The organism is Pseudomonas sp. TS_SC_3, from assembly GCF_056156225.1.
Map to the genome: position 1 here is coordinate 2,434,723 of NZ_CM149586.1, position 17,391 is coordinate 2,452,113.

Sequence of the window (17,391 nt, forward strand, 5' to 3'; positions counted from 1 at the left end):
CCGTACACCAGCGCAAGCCGGCGCGGGTTCGGCTGTGCCGCTATGGGGCCGGGGGGAGTAATGAGCCGGCTCTATATTGGATCGCCGCTAGAGATTGAAGACTGGGAGATTGTCGAGCACCTGGAGCAGTTCGTTTTGTTCGGTGCGTTCGATGATGCCGCTGACCTTATCGACGATGCCCTGTCGCTGTTACACCAGGGGCGTGAGCGCTGGCAAAGGCAGAAGAGCAGCAACGGGGAATGGTTGCCCGTTGCTATTGAGGCGGTGGCCGATGTGCGACGGCACGCCTACAACATAAGGCAGCGATTCCAGCGATATGGCGACCTTGCTGAGTCCGTACGCCTGAGTATTGGCTACAGCGCGTCTGTGAAAATTACGGGCGCGCAATACGCTGCGGCCTTTTCACTGCATCACGCCTGCCGTGCGCTTGAGGTGCTGGCGCGCTGGTTTGCTGACTTCGATGCGGACTTGTACGCCCATCGTCCTGGCTTGGTTAAATCAATCGCTGCGGACGCACCTACCGAGTTTGCCAACCTGGTTGATGACCTTCGACAGGAAGGCGCACACGCTGAGACTGAGGCGCGCGTAGGTGTGGCGAAACTGCTAAGCGAGGCGCGCCAATACTTACAAATGGCCGATGCTGTAAATAAGCCTGGCCGGCAATCCGCTGAAGTTAAAGCCAATGATGTTAAGGCCCGTGATAAACGCATTTGCGCGGCTGCACTGCGATTACTTAGTGGCGGCACGCCAGCCAAGGATGTAGTGGCCAAGGTGCACGGAACCGCAACGGCAGAAGCCACGCCGGGCGGCGAAAAGCTGTCTACCAAACAACTCAGAAGGATCATGCGCGCCGGGGGCGTACCAATATAAAAACAGGGACATAACTGTTAGTTGGTGTCCCTTGGCGTCCGTAGCTTGCGACCTGTCTAAACCAGTACAGGTAAACAGCTATGAACACCTGCCACCGCACCGCCCGCGCGCTAGCGCTCAGCCAAGGCCATCATCCGGCCCTTGGCGCTGCCCACACCGATCTATTAACCACTGGGCAAGTTGCCGATTTTCTCGGTATGTCGCCCCGCACGCTCGCCGGCTGGCGCGCCAGGCGCTGGGGTGGCCCTGCATGGATTAAATGCGGCTCGCGTGTTCGTTACCGTAAAGCCGATGTTATGGCCTGGCTGGAGGCCGGCAAGCGGCAAGGTGGTGAAGTATGAGCGCTGCGACCGTGAGCCCAATCAAACCGCCCGCGGCACCTGTTGGCCAGCTTGATCCAGCCACCACCCTGATTCGCATGCCCGAAGTGCAAGCCATCGTTGGACTTGCCCGCCCCACCATTTACAAGCTGATGCGCCAGCCAGAAAGCGGTTTTCCGTTGCCGGTGAAGTTGAGTGACAGCACCGCCCGTGGTGCCCCGGTGGCGTGGGTGTTGGGCGAAGTACAGCAATGGGTGCGCTCGCGGATCGCTGCGCGCGGGAGTGCCGCCGCATGATGCCGATATTCCTGCCACACAACCTTCTAGATAACCCCGAAGCGCTGTCGCTTCCCGGCTTTAGCGAGCTGCAACGGCGTGGCCAGTTTGGGCTAAAGGCGCTGCGTGACCGTGCCCTAGCCGAAGGCGCACAGGTGATGTTTGTACTTTGGCCGGGTGGCACCTGGACGATGCTCGCCATTGAGCCGCCAGAAGATGCACAGGTGAGCGATGCAAGCCAGTTGATCCCCAGCTTACTGCTGGCAGGTGAGGCGCTGGCAGAGTTTGAGCACCGCGCCCGCCAAGGTGAGTACCTGGGCTGGTTATCGCTCAAGCGTCCGCCGCCTACCGTGCACTGAAAACAAAAACGCCCACGGATAACCGTAGGCGTCATGTGAAAAATACAGCTTAGCCACCCCAAGCAGCTAACCCGCGAGGCCATCTTATGCCCACTATTTGCCTTCAGCAAGCGCCGCTTGCGTTCCCCAAAACACCGCGCTACTCTGCCGCCGTCGCTGCAAAATCAGCGAACGGGTTTGGCGACCCGATCAACTCTAGGCGCACAAGCGCCATCGTATTGAAAGCAGGCGCTTTTTTTGTGCCTGCTGCTTCGCTTTATGGTGGCTGTGCGCGGGATACCCTCGGGTATGCCGGGTTCCTAGAGTCCCGGTTCGCCAACCTGCGTACAGCCGCCACCCAATATCGTTTGGCGACGATTAGTGGCGGTTCCTCAACTCTAGGAGCCGTACCCATGAAGCACTCGCACGCCCTCAATCCGTCCGCCATTCAACAGCACGCCGCCTCGCTGAAGGCCCGCGCCATCGCAGCGCTGCATGCTGATTCGTCCCTGTCCGTCCGCCTGGCCCGCTACAACGCTGCCATGGCCAAAGCTCGCGCCTTGGAAACTGAGGGTGCGCACCATGGATAACCAGAAAGATACAAACGAGCTGTGCAGCGTCCTGCTTGCCTTAGTCGCTCAACTTCAACGGCCAAGCGTCGCACCAACTGATGAGCTTTGGACGGCTGAAGATATTGCCGGCTACTTGAAACTTGCCGTGGATACTACGGAGCGCCGCGTGGTGACCCGCTCCGACTTCCCCGCGCCGCTGCAACCTTGCCAGACTGGCACCAGAGCAGCAAAACGCTGGTTTGCTGGAGAGGTCATCACCTGGGCACGGCAGTCCCGTTCCAAAATCCCAAAGCCACGTGCCAACCGCAAAGGGGGCGCGCAATGAGTACCCGCCTAGAAACGCTGCGTGCTTGTGAGGCTCAACTAAGTGCGGGTAGCGATGCGCTGGCCATCTTGAGCGGCCTGTTTACTGCCATGCGCTCGCTTGATAAGGCAGACGCTGACGCCGTGGCTAGGGCTGGCCGCTATATCGCTGACGACTTCGCCAACATGCTGGATGTTGATGCTGAGAACCTGCGCATTGAAGCGGCCCGCCTGGCCAAAGGTGGTGCGCAATGAGCAAGCTCCCATCAAAGGCCGTTTTCTTTCAGCGTGAAGCTGCCCGTCATGGCGATGCCCTAAACGCTGCTGGCATAGGCCTCCAGGGGATTGGCCGGATGCTGGCAGAGAGCGAACTGAACAGCGACGAAATCAATGCTCTGCATCACGCCGTCATTGCCTTAGGCGCAATGGTTTCCGACTCCGGTGGGCATCTGTTCAGCGCCGCCACGGAACTGGAGGGTAAGCAATGAGCGCCGACAACAAACCAAAGTACCCAACCTTTGCCGAGGTGAAAGCCGCGGCGCTGCGGGCAATCACGCAAGTGCTGACGCGCTGGCTGCCAGGTGGCAAGGTCACGGACGGCGGCAAGGAATACACCGCCCCCAACCCACGCCGCGCCGACAAGCATGCCGGCTCTTTCAAGGTGAGCTTGGCCAAGGGCACCTGGTGCGACTTCGCGACCGGCGAAAAGGGCGGGGATCTAATCGACCTGGTGCGCTACCTGGAAGGCGGCACGGACGTGGAAGCCTGTAACAAGCTGGCAGACTTCCTCAACGTCACGGCAGGCAGTGTGCCCGTTGCGGCCAGCAGCAAGGCTAAGGCACCGGAGTGGGTGCCCGTGCTGCCCATTCCTGATGAGGTGATGCGCAAGTGCCCGCCCAAGCATCGCCAGCACGGCGAGCCGGCAAAGGTGTGGATTTATAAAGACGCCGAAGCCCGCCCGCTGTTTGTGCTGTATCGCTTTGACCTGGGGCCGGATGAAAGCGGCACGCCGCGCAAGGTGTTTGCCCCGCTGGCCTGGTGCAAAAACAGCAGCGACGGTGCCGAGCAATGGCGTTGGCAAGGCTTGCCGGAACCGCGCCCGCTGCTGCACCTCGATCACCTGGCCGCGCGTGCTGCTGACCCGGTGGTGGTCTGCGAAGGTGAGAAAGCCGCCGATGCTGCTGCCGTGCTGTTGCCCCACTACGTTGCCACCTGCTGGCCGAACGGTTCCAACTCATTGCAGAAGGCAGATTTTGCCCCGCTGGCAGGCCGTGACGTGCTGCTGTGGCCCGACAATGACGCGCCCGGTTTGGCTTGCATGGATGCACTGGCCGAACGCTTGCGCCAGCTTGGCGCGGCGTCTGTGCGGGTTATGGCGCTGGCCATATTCAGCCAGCGGCCTGGCGTGGCCGGTGATGCTGTGACCTTCGCACCTGGTGGCGATTGGGCAGATGGTGACGATGCCGCCGATGCTGCGGCTAAGGGTTGGACGCCTGCCCACCTGGCCGAACTTGAGCGCACCGGGGAGCTGTTTGCCCTGGCTCCGGTTACTGCGCCACCAGCGGCAACGAAGAAGCCCGCCACCAGCAGCAAAAGCCCCCGCAAGCCGAAAGCCGAAACCTTGCCAGGCGGCTTTCGTGTAACCGCCGATGGGGTGTTTTATTCCGGCGATGATGGCGAGCCGCGCCACGTGTGTTCCCGCTTGGAAATACTGGCCCGCACCCGTGATGCCAAGGGCAGTAACTGGGGGTTACTGGTTGAGTTTGACGACCCAGACGGCGACAAAAAACGCCTGAATATATCGGCCAGCAGCATGGCCGGGGACTTTGGCAAAGAGGTGCTAGGCCCGCTGGTAAACATGGGGTTACGCCTTGCCCCAGTGCGTGCAGCGCGCAACTCTCGCAACGACTTGCAAAGCTACCTGCAAGGCTATGACAGTGCCGAACGCGCGCGCCTGGTCACGCGCTTGGGTTGGCATGGTGATGCTTATTTGTTGCCGGATCGCGTGATTGGTGACTGTGGCGAGCACCTGCATTTTTATGAGGCAGGTGCGGCGCTACCGCCGATTAGTCAGGCCGGCACCCTAGAGCAATGGCAGCAGCAGATAGGCGCGCTTTGCATTGGCAACCATCGCTTAGCCTTTGCCACCAGCATTGCCTTTGCTGGGCCGCTGCTGCAATTGCTTGGGCAGGAATCGGGCGGCTTTCACTTCCACGGGATCAGCTCCAGCGGCAAAAGCACCACTGGCCGGGTGGCCTGTTCTGTGTATGGCCCGCCCGCCTTTGAGCGCTCATGGCGCAGCACTGATAACGCACTTGAGAGTATCGCCGCCGCCCACTCTGACGGCCTGCTGGTGTTGGATGAAATCAGCCAGTGCGACCCGCGCATTGTGGGTGAAACCGTCTACATGCTGGGCAATGGCACCGGCAAGGCACGCGCCAATGATCGTGGCCAAGCAGGCAAGCCAGTGCAGGAATGGCGGCTGTTGTTTGTGTCGAGCGGTGAAAAGACTCTGGCCGAAACGATGGCCGAGGCCGGACGGGAACTGAAAGCCGGCATGGAAGTACGCATGCTGGCGATGCACGCCGATGCGGGCCAAGGCTTTGGCCTGTTCGATACCCTGCATGGCTTTGACGGTGGCGCGGCTTTATCGGATGCACTTCAGGCACGGGTAAAGAAGTTTTACGGCACGCCGCTGCTGGCCTTCCTAACGGCCCTTTGTGAGCCCGGCAAGTTGCTCGCATACACCGCCATGTTGCGGAAAACGGCTGAGCGGTTCGCAGCCGAAGCGTTACCCGCAAACGCCAGCGGCCAGGCACACCGCGCCGCTGCCCGCTTTGGTTTGGTTGCCGCTGCTGGCGAACTTGCAACGGCGCTGGGCGTTACTGGCTGGCCGGATGCGACCGCCCATAAAGCGGCTAAGGCTTGCTTTGCTGCGTGGCTGGCTGAGCGTGGTGGCGCTGGGCATTTGGAAGGTGACGCCATCGTGACTCGACTGCGTTTGGTGGTGGAGCGTTCCGGGGAAAGCCGCTTTACCCGCTGGGACGGTATCGCTGCTAAGACAGACGACCATGCCCCACGTACCACTGACCGCCTGGGCTTTCGTCGTACGCTGGATCACGGCTACGGCGATGTGTTGACCACGACTGTGACCTTTTATTTTTTCCCCACCGCCTGGCGCGACGACGTGTTTAAGGGGATGAACCTGCGCACGGTTAATCGTGAGCTGATCGAGCGCGGCATTTTGCAGCCAGACCCCAAGGGGAAAGCTGCCCAAGTCGTGACCATGCCCGGCATGCCGAGTGGGCGTGCCTATGTGGTGGCCGCTGCAGCTTTGTTCTCCAGTGAAACCGAAGCCGAGGCCGCTTAGCGGCCCGCTCAAACGGGAGAACAGCCGGCGCTTTCGGGCCTGGCCTGCCCACGAATTAACAGCCCCTTTATCGAATTGGAGTTACATCATGAATGACTATCGCAAACAAATTAAGCAGCACCAGGACGCAATTGTAAGCCTTAACGAACAACTGGCCCCACTTCGGGAAATTGCCAAGCTGGCCGCACTTCAGTACCACAACAACAGGTCATCCCGCCCGGCCTATCCTCATGCTGAAGAGGGTGCTGTAGCACAGGCAGAGGCTGAGCTTGACCACCACAAGAAGGAAGTGGCGCGGCTTGAGCGGTTGGCCGACTGGGAGGAAGGCGTAAACGGTGCGAGCGCCACCATGGGGCGCACTCGTGAAAAGGTTGCTACTGCACAGAGTGAGCTTTCAGCACTGCAAGCCCAGCGCCAAAGTATTAAAGAAACGTTATCAACCCTGTTGGCTGAGCAGCAGAATGCTCTAGGTATTGCTGTTGAGGCTGAGCAAACAGCAGCGCGGGAATATGCAAAGGCAAGGGTTGGTGGAACGATAGCGGCTGAGAAAAAAGCACAGGGGGATCTTCAAACCGCCTCGGCGGCACTGGCATTAATCCGGGCCGGTGATTCGGCTACAGAGGCTGTAGCTGATGCAGTTAAAGCCGAGATATTGACAATCGATCAAGCTATCGATGCAGCAGCCGAGCAGCTTGAGGCGGTGCGTAGTGAGCTGCTAAAGGCCACCCGCTACCTGTGGGCCGATAGGCTTGAGAAAGCCGCGTATGAGCTGGCATCGATTGCCGCTCATGTTAATGCAGCAGAGCGGGAACTCGGTTGGCGATACGGGTCTGTTGATGATTTGAACCTGCCTCTACTGTCGCCAGGTGGGGGCCATCGATTCATTGATAAGCGTTACGTGTTGGAGATAAGCGAGGGGATCAGCTTCGACGTGCTGACAGCCGCATAACGTTCAACCGCTCTAAACCCAACCGCTGGTGTAATCACGCCAGCGGTTTTTTATTGCCTGCGCATAACCCAGCCCATTACACCATTGGTGTAGTTTTGCCTTGGTGTATGGCGCTTTATGCAATTGTGTAATGTGGCTGCAAGCCCCGCCATTACTGGGCTTTAGCCTTTTGATTACACCAATTACACAAGTTACACCGAAATATTGAGGGGTACGGGTTTGCATTCCCCCCACCGCCCCGTTAGGGGTATGGCCAGCAGCGGGCAAAGCCTTGGCGGTGCGCTGTTGTGCGTGAGCCAAACTCACATTGAGGCCGACTTTTACGGGTCCTCTGGAAGGGGGGCCACCCTACACGGGTAATTGGAGCCCCGTTTTTTCTCTAGCTGAGGCGGTGGTAGGAATGTCCGTCTTTATTAATTCACCCCATGTTATGGATGGCTCAAAAGTGAGCCAAAAGCAGGCCAGCAGCCAGCACCGTGTATGCCCTAGTGTATGCCTAACAAAACACACGACAACAAAACACAATAAAAACAGGCACTTACCTATTCAGTTCAAATGACTGCGTACCAAACAAAACAAGGGTTTACCGAAAGGTAAGCCCTTTTTTATTTTAACCGTTTTTCAAGAACACCCGCCACCAGCAGCGATGCGGCAAAAAGCTGGAACCCACAGCAGGCTTAACAGTCACGTCACATGCCCCACTACATCGCTACCTAGCGGCGTTCGCTTGCCTCTGCGTGGCCAGCAGCAAACCGGTAAAGATCAGTGCAGCGCCAAGCCAGTGGTAGCTCTGCAACCCCTCCCCAAGCAGCAGCCAACCCAGCACGGCGGTAAATACGGGCATCAGGTAGTTGGAGAGTGCCGCCTTGGCGGCGCCGAGTACGCGGATGGCGTGGTTCCAGGCCAGATAGGCAAGCAGTGAGGCGAAGATCGCCGTGTAGCCGATGGCGGCAAAGTTATCCGGTGTAAGGCTGAAACGTGCGCCCTGGGCTAACTCATATAAATAGAGCGGCAGGATCAGCGGCACGCCCAGCAGCATCAACATACCGAGCAGGGCCAACGGAGGGATAGGTAGCAGATGAGCAGACCAACGCCGCAGCAGCAATGAGTAGAGCGCCCAGTCGGCCACCGCCAGCAGCATGATCAGGTCGCCTTGATTGAATGCCAGGCCGCTGATGCTCGCCCAACTGCCTTTGCTGATCAGCACCAGCAAACCAAATGCTGCCACGGCCATACCCAACCAGGCGCGCCGTTGCGGCCATTCACCCAGCAGCAAACCGGCGCCAATAAAGGTCATCAGCGGTAGGCAGGTATTGACCAGGGAAAGGTTGATCGCTGCCGTGGTTTGCGCGGCGGCATACAGCAGGCTGTTGAACCCCGCGATGCCGACACCCGCGAGCACCAGCAAGCGCCAGCCGGCGGCACTCAGTGCTGCACGGTGTTGCCACAGCGGCTTCGCCACGAAGGGCAACAACAGAACCAGGGCCAGGCTCCAACGCCAGAATGACAGGGTAAACGGCGGGATCGCGCCAGCAAACGCCCGTGCGACCAGGGCGTTACCCGACCAGCAAAGGGTTGCCAGCAGCAGGCCGGCCAGCGCAAAACGTTCAGAAGATTGCATGCCTTAGTTCTGGCCGAGGGGGCGCAGGCGGTATTGCGGTGGCAGCGGCTCCATGCCGCTGACGGTGACGTTGAGGTTCTTCCAGCGGCCGTCCTTGATGCCGTAGATACAGCCATGCACCGCCAGCGGCTGCCCACGATGCCAGGCGTTCTGCACGATGGTGGTGTGGCTGACGTTGGCCACTTGCTGGATCACGTTGAGCTCACACAGGCGATCGACCTGCTCTTCCTCGCTGGGCAACTGCGCCAAGTGCTCGCGGTGCTCGTAGTAGAGGTCACGAATGCTGCGCAACCAGCCATCGATCAGACCAAGCTGACCGTCCTGCATCGAAGCACGCACACCGCCGCAACCATAGTGGCCGGTGACCAGGATGTGTTTGACCTTGAGCACATCCACTGCGTACTGGATCACCGAGAGGCAATTGAGGTCGGTGTGCAGCACCACGTTGGCAACATTGCGGTGAACAAACAGATCACCCGGCAACAGGCCAACAATCTCGTTGGCCGGCACCCGCGCATCGGAGCAGCCGATCCACAGGTATTCGGGCACCTGCTGCTGCGCCAGTTTGGCGAAGAACTCGGGATCTTCCTCTTTGATCGCTTCGGCCCAACGCGCGTTGTTGTCGAAGAGGTGCTGTAAATCGCTCATGCTTTACTCCCGGATTCGTCGATGCGCACCATAGGAGCGCAGGGGGCTTTTGACAAGCGCGGGGTAGCCGCCGTCACAGCAAACGAGCGGCCGCAGGCTTGTTCAGGCGCGGCGGCGCAATAGCCAGAGAATCAGCAGCATGCCCGCCAACAGCACCACACTCACGCCCCATTGCAGCGGCCCGGCGTAGCGGTATAAATCAGCCGGCCGCAGGCTGGGCGCACGCAGCATGCGCTGCTCGGCGGCCGCGCCCTGGGTTGGGATATCAGCCAGGCCATCGCCGTCCAGATCGGGCAAGTTGCGGATATGGTCCAGCAGCCCCTGCCATTCTTTATATTCCTGCACGCCGGGCTGCTGGGGATCGGCATCGATAATCGCATCCTTGATCGCCGTTAGCGGCCGGCCCTGCGCATCCTTGGGTTGCACGCTGAGCAGGCCTTTGGTCAGGTCGCTGACCAGCCAGGTGAAGCTGCCCACGTAGCTGGTGGCGCCGATGCTGTAGAGGCGCTGATCGGCTAAGTCGAGCGGCGTATAGCCCTTGAGCGGGTCGCCCAGTTCAATCTGGCTGACCCGATCAAACGGCACACGCCAGGGGTTGTAGCTAAACCGCAGGCCCGATACGCGTGGGTAATAGCTTTTGCTCTCGCGCACCTGATAGGCCAGCAGCAGCACTTCGAGCAGGTTCTTCAGCTCCTGCCCACTGACGTAGACCTTGATCAGCGGATAACCCGGCGCATCATCCAACTCGCCAACGCCCAGCGGAGCAATGCGAAACAGATCGGATACCGCCTGTACGCCCAGCCGCCCCATGATCATGTTGTCGCGGATGGTGCCATTGCCGGTGAATGACACATCGCTGCCCGTGGCCTGGCGCAGCGCGTCGGTGACCAGATTGCCGAGTATCGGGTCGTCATGGGCACGAGTCAGGGTTTTGTCGACCTTGGCCAGCGGCTGGTCGAAGGTATAACCCTTGGGCGCCAGCATCTGCGCGCTGACCACTTGCTTGAAGTCCTCGACCTGGGCGGTAATCGCGGCGCTGCCGGCAATCTGGTCATTGATCGGGTGCAGCTGGTACTCGACAACCTGCGGCTTACCGTCCGCTGGTAAACGCATGCGCAGCTCGCCGAGGTGCTGGATCTCTGAACCGGCTTGCATCACCGGCGTGCGGCCGCCCACCAGCAGCGGTTGCGCCAGCGCGGTGTGCGAGTGGCCACCGACGACGATATCGATACCCGGCACCTGCTCGACCAGCTCGACCTCTTCACCGCGCCAGCTGCCGTCCTCCTGCTGCACCACGCCCATGTGCGAAAGCAGAATCACCACCTCGGCGCCCTCTTCACGCAGCTTGGCGACCATGGCCTGAGCAGTCACCACAGGGTCGGCAAACACCGCCGGTTTAATCATCGGGCTCACCGCCACGGCGTTGTTGCCGAGCAGGCCGAACAGGCCAAAGCGAATACCGCCCTTATCGATCAACTTGTACGGCGCAATGCGCCCAGCCTCATAGTGCACCTGCAGGCTGTCGTCTTCCTTGCGCGCGGGATCAAAGCCAAGGTTGCTCGACAACAGCGGCATCAGCGCGTCGCCTTTGATTTTGTGCGCCGAGCTGATCATCGCGGCCAAGCCGGCCGGACGAAAATCGAATTCGTGGTTGCCCAAAGTTGCGGCGTCGTAGCCCAGTTCAGTCATCAGGCGCAGCTCGCCGCCGGTTTCGCGGGTCACGGTATGAAACAGCGTGCCCATGCTGAAGTCGCCACCATCGAGCAGCAGCACCGGCTGCTCGCCAGCAGCGGCGCGGCGTTGTTCAAGTAAGGTGGCCAGGCGCGCGACACCGCCGACGGTGTCGTCATCACCCGTCGTTGCGGGGGAATATTCGTTATTGGGGCCAAAGCCGAGCAGGCGTGATTGCCAATCGTTGGTGTGCAGAATGGTAAAGCTGCGTTCGGCACTGAAGACCTGAGGGGCGGTGAACAGGCAGAACACCGCGAGCAACGAAGCAGACAGGCGCATGACAAATCCTTAGGGCAATGGACCGAATACCGCTGCAGCTAAAGCAGCGCGCGCCAGTATGCGACAAGCCCTGCGGCAGGTCAGCGGTGAATGGCGCCGCTGAAGGTAGCCAATCGGGTCAGCACCTGGTGCGAGGGGCACGATACGCTGAGGCATTAAAGCCAATCGTGGCTAAAGCCCTTCCCACACAATCGGCAGGCGCTGGGGTGACGCTAGTCGAACAGCGGGCAGACCATCACCAAGGCATCTTCGCGCCCGCCAACAGCCGGGTAGTAATCACGTCGACGGCCCACTTCATTGAAGCCATAGCGCTCGTACAAGCGGTACGCCACTTGATTGCTGGCACGCACTTCAAGAAAACAGTCGTTGGCCCCCTGCGCTTGCGCTTGCTGCATCAGGTGCTCAAGCAGTTTCAGGCCCAAGCCACGGCCCTGGCTTTCGACCTTGACGGTGATATTGAGCAGGTGGGCTTCGTCCATGATGATCTGGATGACGCCGTGGCCGACTTGCTGCTCGCCCTCTAGCATCACCCAGCAGTTATAGGCGGTCAGGCTGTCGGTGAAGATGCCGCGCGTCCAGGGATGGCTGAAGGCGGCGTATTCAATTTTTAACACCGTATCGATATCCGCCGCCGTCATCGGGCGGAAGCTGATTGCATCACTCATTCAGGTGGACTCGGCAAGCAGTAGAACACTCGGCCAAGCGGCCGGATAAAGGTGTAATCACGCGTCGGCCAACCAGCGCTGGCGCACGCGACGCATGGCCTGCCACAGCTCGCGCTTGCGCTCGGGCTCATCCATCAGCAACTCCAAACCCGGCAGCGCCCAGGCCGCGCCCAAGCCTTCAACCTGCAACTCGCGGTTATAGGCGTTGGCATCCGCTTCACCGGCAAAGCGAATGGCCGGCAAGCCGACTAGCCACAGGCAGCGGCATGGCTCTTGCTCCTCCAGCCGGGCGCCGACAAAACTTTGCACAAACTCCAGCGCGGCATTTGGCCCCTGCTCAATCTGCCCGCGCGCCAGCAGCGGCCAGCGCACCGGCTCGCCAATCAGCTGTGGGCTGTCCGGCAGGCCGGCGGCGCGCAGTAAATCCTTGAGCAGCAAGTAGGCCGGGTCGCGGCCTTGCAGCGGCTCGCCGGTGGGTAATTCGACCAGCACCGCACAGGCGCCGGCGCGCAGCAATTGCAGGGCGAAACGGGGGGGCGGTTGGATGGCGACTTTTGCCGGGGCGGCCTCGTCGCTGGGGTCAGCTGCTTGCGGCTTATTCGTACGAGCCACTGGCACAGGGCGCGGTACTTCGACCTTCACACGCGGCTCGACCTGAGCGGGTGCTGCTGGGGGCGCCTCATAAGCCGCTACCGGTTTGGCAAGCGGCGCCTGGGGCACAACTGCGGGTGGCTCTGGCTCCGGCTCCAGCGGTTGCAACAGCTCCGGACGTGAGGGCGCGGCAAACGGCAGCTCCACGCGCGGCAGCCAACTGGCCACCTGCATGGCGCTCAGGTAGGCACGACGGCGCAGTTCTGCAATCAAACGTCAGCCGCCTGTGGATGCGCCTTCTGCCCGGCCTGCATCAGGTTGAGTGCATTGATGTAGGCCTTGGCCGAGGCCACCAGAATATCGGTATCCGCGCCGTTGCCGTTGACGATGCGCCCCCCCTTCTCCAGCCGCACAGTCACCTCACCCTGCGAGTCGGTGCCCTGGGTGATGGCGTTAACCGAATACAGCTGCAGGCTGGCCTCAGAGCTGGCGATTGATTCAATGGCTTTGAAAATTGCATCCACCGGCCCCGAACCCTGAGCGCTGGCGTTGTGCTCGGCACCCTCAACGCTGACCACCACCTGGGCTTGCGGCACTTCACCGGTTCTACTGGCCACGTCCAGGGTGATTAGCTTGAAATGCTCCGGCGCTTCTTCGGCTAGGGTGTCAGAGACCAAGGCCTGCAGGTCTTCATCAAAAATCTCGTGCTTCTTGTCGGCCAGGTCTTTGAAGCGGGCGAACGCCGCGTTCAACTCAGCCTCGCCCGCCAGCACGATGCCCAGCTCATCCAAGCGCGAGCGGAAGGCGTTACGCCCGCTCAACTTGCCCAGCGACAGCTTGTTGGTGTGCCAGCCGACCGACTGCGCCGACATAATTTCGTAGGTTTCGCGGTGTTTGAGCACGCCGTCCTGGTGAATGCCTGATTCATGAGCGAAGGCATTAGCGCCGACGATGGCCTTGTTCGGCTGCACCGGGAAACCGGTGATACCCGAAACCAAACGCGAGGCACTGAGGATATGCGGCGTGTCGATGCGGGTGTGCACACCGAGCAGGTCTTCACGGGTTTTGATCGCCATGACGATCTCCTCCAGCGCGGCGTTACCGGCCCGCTCGCCCAAACCGTTGATGGTGCACTCCACCTGGCGCGCACCAGCCACCACAGCGGCCAGCGAGTTGGCCACGGCCAGGCCCAGGTCGTTGTGGCAATGCACGGAGAACACCGCCTTGTCGGCGTTGGGTACGCGGTTGATCAGTTGGCGGATGGTCTCGGCGTACTGATGCGGAATGGCATAGCCCACGGTATCGGGAATATTGATCGTGCGCGCGCCCGCGTTGATCGCGGCCTCGACGATGCGACAGAGGAAATCAATCTCCGAACGGCCGGCATCCTCACAGGAGAACTCAACATCGCTGCACAGGTTGCGCGCGCGCTTGATCGCATGCACGGCCTGCTCAACCACCTGATCCGGCTGCATGCGCAGCTTGTACTGCATATGGATCGGGCTGGTGGCGATAAAGGTATGAATGCGCCCGGAGTTGGCCCCTTTGAGCGCTTCAGCGGCGCGGTCAATGTCAGCGTCCAACGCGCGCGACAGGCTACACACGGTGCTGTCTTTGATGCTGTCGGCAATCGCCTTGACCGCGGCAAAGTCGCCTGGGCTGGCGATGGCAAAGCCGGCTTCGATGACATCGACTTTGAGCCGCTCCAGGGCCTTGGCAATACGCAGCTTTTCTTCACCGGTCATGGACGCGCCGGGACTCTGCTCACCGTCACGCAGGGTGGTATCGAAAATAATGACGCGGTCGTTGCTGCTCATGCTGGTGTCCTCACGGAGTCGCCGTAGCACGCACCCGACGCTGGGGCGCGTGTCGATAAGTTTTGATTGTCGCGTGAAATGCCGCAGGCGGGAAGCGCGGCGCACATGGATGCGATGTCGCGGGTAAAGCGGCAGAAAGCAAAACGCCCACCAAAATGGCGGGCGTTTTGTTGGGACAGCGCCTTTACCGCTGATGGGTATCGCTTCGCTCAACCCATCCTACGGTCTAGAGTCCGGCTAGCAACAGCCAATCAGAGGGCTTGATCCCACGGACGGTCGCCATTGGCGTCTTTGATGCGGGTCGGCAGACCCATGACATCGAGCAGCTTGAGGAACGGCTCAGCCGGCAACTCTTCAACGTTGGCCATGCGCGCCACATCCCAATCACCACGCGCCACCAACAGCGCAGCCGCGACCGGCGGTACGCCAGCGGTGTAGGAAATACCCTGGCTGTCGGTTTCCACATACGCATCTTTGTGGTCGGCGACGTTGTAGATAAACAGCTCGGCTGGCTTGTCGTCTTTGGTGCCTTTGACCAAATCGCCAATACAGGTCTTACCGCTATAACCCGGCGCCAGCGAGGACGGGTCAGGCAGTACGGCTTTGACCAGTTTCAGCGGCACGACTTCCAGGCCTTCGGCGGTTTTTACTGGCTGCTCGGAGAGCAGGCCGAGGTTTCTCAGTACGGTAAACACATTGATGTAGTGCTCGCCGAAGCTCATCCAGAAACGCACGTTGGGCACGTTCAGGTGTTTGGACAGGGAATGCACTTCGTCATGCCCAGTCAGGTACAGATTCTGTTCGCCGACTACCGGCAGGTCGTCGGTGCGTTTGACTTCAAACATGCTGTTGCTGGTCCACTGGCTGTTCTGCCAGCTCCAGACTTGGCCGGTGAATTCACGGAAATTGATTTCCGGGTCGAAATTGGTGGCGAAGTACTTGCCGTGGGAACCAGCGTTGACGTCGAGGATGTCGATCGACTCGATGCTGTCGAAGTACTGTTGCTGCGCCAGTGCAGCGTAGGCATTGACCACGCCCGGATCGAAACCGACGCCGAGGATAGCCGTCACGCCTTTTTCCTGGCATTCGGCCAGGTGCTTCCACTCGTAGTTACCGTACCAAGGCGGCGTTTCGCAAATCTTGCCCGGTTCTTCGTGGATGGCCGTGTCGAGGTAGGCCACGCCAGTATCAATACAGGCGCGCAGCACCGACATATTGAGGAAGGCCGAACCCACGTTGATGACGATCTGCGATTCGGTTTCGCGGATCAGTGCTTTGGTTGCTTCAATATCCAGCGCATTGAGGGCAAAGGCCTTGATCTTGGCCGGCTGTTTCAAACTGCCCTTGGCGTTAACGCTGTCGATGATGGCCTGGCATTTGGAGATGTTGCGCGACGCGATAGCAATGCGACCCAATTCGTCGTTGTGCTGCGCGCACTTGTGGGCCACCACCTTGGCGACACCTCCTGCACCAATGATCAGAACATTCTTCTTCAATTGTTTCACCTCCTGGGTACTGCGTTATTGAGAGAGTTGTAGCGGGTTTACAACACGAAGGGTGGATGACGCTGCTTGCATCCACCTGTGTGATTGCAGAGCGGTGGACGGAAAAGCGTCGTCCACCCTACGGATCAGCTCAGGCTCGACAGGTAATCGTCAAAGCCAAATTCGCGTACCACCTCGACGCTGCCGTCGAGTTGCTTGACCACGATGGACGGCATTTTCAGGCCGTTGAACCAGTTCTTCTTGACCATGGTGTAACCGGCGGCGTCGATAAACGACAGGCGATCACCAATGGCCAGTGGCTTGTCGAATTGGTACTCGCCGAAGATGTCACCGGCCAGGCAGGACTTGCCGCACACCATATAGGTGTACTCACCGTTGCAGGGTTCCATCTTGGCGTTAAGGCGGTAGATCAGCAGGTCAAGCATGTGCGCTTCGATCGAACTGTCGACCACGGCCAGGTGCTTGCCGTTGTAGAGGGTGTCGAGCACCGTGACTTCCAGCGAGGAGCTCAGGGTGATCGCCGCTTCGCCCGGTTCCAGATAGACCTGCACACCGAAACGCTCGGAGAAGGCCTTGAGCCGCGCACAGAACTGATCCAGCGGATAGTCGTCGCCGGTGAAGTGAATACCGCCACCGAGGCTGACCCACTCCACTTGTTCCAGCAGGTGGCCGAAGCGCTCTTCAATGGTGGTCAGCATCTGGTCGAACAGCTCGAAGCTGCCGTTCTCGCAGTTGTTGTGGAACATAAAGCCGCTGATCTTATCCATCACCGCGGCGATCTTTTCCGGATCCCACTCGCCCAGGCGGCTGAACGGACGCGCCGGGTCGGCCAGCAGGTAATCGGAGCTGCTCACCTGCGGGTTAACGCGCAGGCCACGGATGGTGCCCTCGGTGGCCTCGGCGAAGCGTTCAAGCTGGCCAATGGAGTTGAAGATGATCTTGTCGCAGTTGGCGACCATCTCTTCGATTTCATCATCGGCCCAGGCCACGCTGTAGGCGTGGGTTTCGCCGGCGAACTTCTGCCGGCCGAGCTTCAACTCATAGAGGGACGATGAGGTCGTGCCGTCCATGTATTGCTGCATCAGGTCGAACACCGACCAAGTGGCGAAGCATTTGAGCGCCAGCAGCGCCTTGGCACCGGAGTGCTCACGCACGTAGGCGATCTTCTCCAGATTACCCAGCAGCTTTTGCTTATCGATAAGGTAGTAAGGTGTCTTGATCATCTCTATGCCTATGCAAGGTCGGCCGGCAGGCAATCAGCAGTGCTGACCCCTCCCCAAAAAGTGGGGGCGAATTGTGACGGCAACCGGCGCATATCGAAAGAGCGAGGGGGATATTTCGTCGGTTGGCTGACCACTAACGCCCCATCCACACAATCCGCACCGCGCCAGCTGTTGAAATCGCGTGCCCGCAGAGTGCACAGCGGCGATGACATCAGCATGACAACCGGCTGCTCGCCACCACCGCTAACGGACATTCAAGCCTTAGCCAGCCCATGCAGTACAATCGGCGTTTTTTGCAAAAAGCCCGCGGAGCG

General features: G+C 60.1%; 18 protein-coding genes. 10 read left to right on the plus strand and 8 right to left on the minus strand.

Features of this window, described 5'->3' with window-relative positions; all coding sequences use genetic code 11:
• The first annotated feature begins 60 nt into the window (after positions 1-60).
• From AC0J6G_RS11780 to AC0J6G_RS11825, 10 genes are all read left to right on the plus strand, one after another.
• Entirely contained in the window at positions 61-870 is an 810-nt protein-coding gene (locus AC0J6G_RS11780) for a hypothetical protein (RefSeq protein ID WP_475247927.1), read from the plus strand.
• Between the two features lie 80 nt (positions 871-950).
• Positions 951-1,211 (plus strand): helix-turn-helix transcriptional regulator, encoded by a 261-nt coding sequence (locus tag AC0J6G_RS11785; RefSeq protein WP_475247929.1) that lies wholly within the window; start codon positions 951-953, stop codon positions 1,209-1,211.
• Positions 1,208-1,486 (plus strand): helix-turn-helix transcriptional regulator, encoded by a 279-nt coding sequence (locus AC0J6G_RS11790; RefSeq protein WP_475247931.1) that lies wholly within the window; start codon positions 1,208-1,210, stop codon positions 1,484-1,486. Before AC0J6G_RS11785 ends, AC0J6G_RS11790 begins: the two co-directional genes overlap by 4 nt.
• Entirely contained in the window at positions 1,483-1,824 is a 342-nt protein-coding gene (locus AC0J6G_RS11795) for a hypothetical protein (protein ID WP_475247933.1), read from the plus strand. The genes AC0J6G_RS11790 and AC0J6G_RS11795 overlap by 4 nt, the downstream gene beginning before the upstream one ends.
• 392 nt (positions 1,825-2,216) lie before the next feature.
• Positions 2,217-2,393, plus strand: a complete 177-nt coding sequence (locus tag AC0J6G_RS11800; protein WP_475247935.1) for a hypothetical protein — start codon at positions 2,217-2,219, stop codon at positions 2,391-2,393.
• Positions 2,386-2,700, plus strand: coding sequence for a hypothetical protein (locus AC0J6G_RS11805; protein ID WP_475247937.1), 315 nt, complete (start codon positions 2,386-2,388; stop codon positions 2,698-2,700). The genes AC0J6G_RS11800 and AC0J6G_RS11805 overlap by 8 nt, the downstream gene beginning before the upstream one ends.
• Complete coding sequence (locus tag AC0J6G_RS11810) at positions 2,697-2,933, plus strand: hypothetical protein (protein WP_475247938.1); 237 nt, start codon at positions 2,697-2,699, stop codon at positions 2,931-2,933. Before AC0J6G_RS11805 ends, AC0J6G_RS11810 begins: the two co-directional genes overlap by 4 nt.
• Positions 2,930-3,166: a hypothetical protein gene (locus tag AC0J6G_RS11815; RefSeq protein WP_475247940.1), complete on the plus strand. Its 237-nt coding sequence runs from the start codon at positions 2,930-2,932 to the stop codon at positions 3,164-3,166. The genes AC0J6G_RS11810 and AC0J6G_RS11815 overlap by 4 nt, the downstream gene beginning before the upstream one ends.
• Positions 3,163-6,048 (plus strand): DUF927 domain-containing protein, encoded by a 2,886-nt coding sequence (locus AC0J6G_RS11820; RefSeq protein WP_475247942.1) that lies wholly within the window; start codon positions 3,163-3,165, stop codon positions 6,046-6,048. The genes AC0J6G_RS11815 and AC0J6G_RS11820 overlap by 4 nt, the downstream gene beginning before the upstream one ends.
• An 88-nt stretch (positions 6,049-6,136) precedes the next feature.
• Positions 6,137-6,997 (plus strand): hypothetical protein, encoded by an 861-nt coding sequence (locus AC0J6G_RS11825; RefSeq protein ID WP_475247944.1) that lies wholly within the window; start codon positions 6,137-6,139, stop codon positions 6,995-6,997.
• A 709-nt stretch (positions 6,998-7,706) separates the two neighbouring features.
• On the opposite strand, the gene AC0J6G_RS11830 is transcribed toward AC0J6G_RS11825, so the two are convergent.
• The 8 genes from AC0J6G_RS11830 to AC0J6G_RS11865 all read right to left on the minus strand — a co-directional run bounded on the left by AC0J6G_RS11830 (position 7,707) and on the right by AC0J6G_RS11865 (position 17,077).
• Positions 7,707-8,618, minus strand: coding sequence for a DMT family transporter (locus AC0J6G_RS11830; RefSeq protein ID WP_475247946.1), 912 nt, complete (start codon positions 8,616-8,618; stop codon positions 7,707-7,709).
• A gap of 3 nt (positions 8,619-8,621) precedes the next feature.
• A complete protein-coding gene (gene can, locus AC0J6G_RS11835) occupies positions 8,622-9,266 on the minus strand; it encodes a carbonate dehydratase (protein WP_475247948.1) in 645 nt (214 codons plus the stop codon).
• Between the two features lie 102 nt (positions 9,267-9,368).
• A complete protein-coding gene (locus AC0J6G_RS11840) occupies positions 9,369-11,276 on the minus strand; it encodes a bifunctional metallophosphatase/5'-nucleotidase (RefSeq protein ID WP_475247950.1) in 1,908 nt (635 codons plus the stop codon).
• 212 nt (positions 11,277-11,488) lie between these two features.
• The gene (gene rimI / locus AC0J6G_RS11845) at positions 11,489-11,941 is read right to left on the minus strand and encodes a ribosomal protein S18-alanine N-acetyltransferase (RefSeq protein WP_475247952.1); all 453 of its coding nucleotides are present in this window, start codon (positions 11,939-11,941) and stop codon (positions 11,489-11,491) included.
• A 57-nt stretch (positions 11,942-11,998) separates the two neighbouring features.
• Positions 11,999-12,805 (minus strand): energy transducer TonB, encoded by an 807-nt coding sequence (locus AC0J6G_RS11850; RefSeq protein WP_475247954.1) that lies wholly within the window; start codon positions 12,803-12,805, stop codon positions 11,999-12,001.
• On the minus strand, positions 12,802-14,349 hold the full coding sequence (locus AC0J6G_RS11855; RefSeq protein ID WP_475247956.1) for a 2-isopropylmalate synthase: 1,548 nt from the start codon (positions 14,347-14,349) through the stop codon (positions 12,802-12,804). Before AC0J6G_RS11855 ends, AC0J6G_RS11850 begins: the two co-directional genes overlap by 4 nt.
• Before the next feature lie 251 nt (positions 14,350-14,600).
• On the minus strand, positions 14,601-15,845 hold the full coding sequence (locus AC0J6G_RS11860) for a saccharopine dehydrogenase family protein (RefSeq protein WP_475247958.1): 1,245 nt from the start codon (positions 15,843-15,845) through the stop codon (positions 14,601-14,603).
• 134 nt (positions 15,846-15,979) lie between these two features.
• Complete coding sequence (locus AC0J6G_RS11865) at positions 15,980-17,077, minus strand: carboxynorspermidine decarboxylase (RefSeq protein WP_397377311.1); 1,098 nt, start codon at positions 17,075-17,077, stop codon at positions 15,980-15,982.
• Positions 17,078-17,391 lie beyond the last annotated feature (314 nt).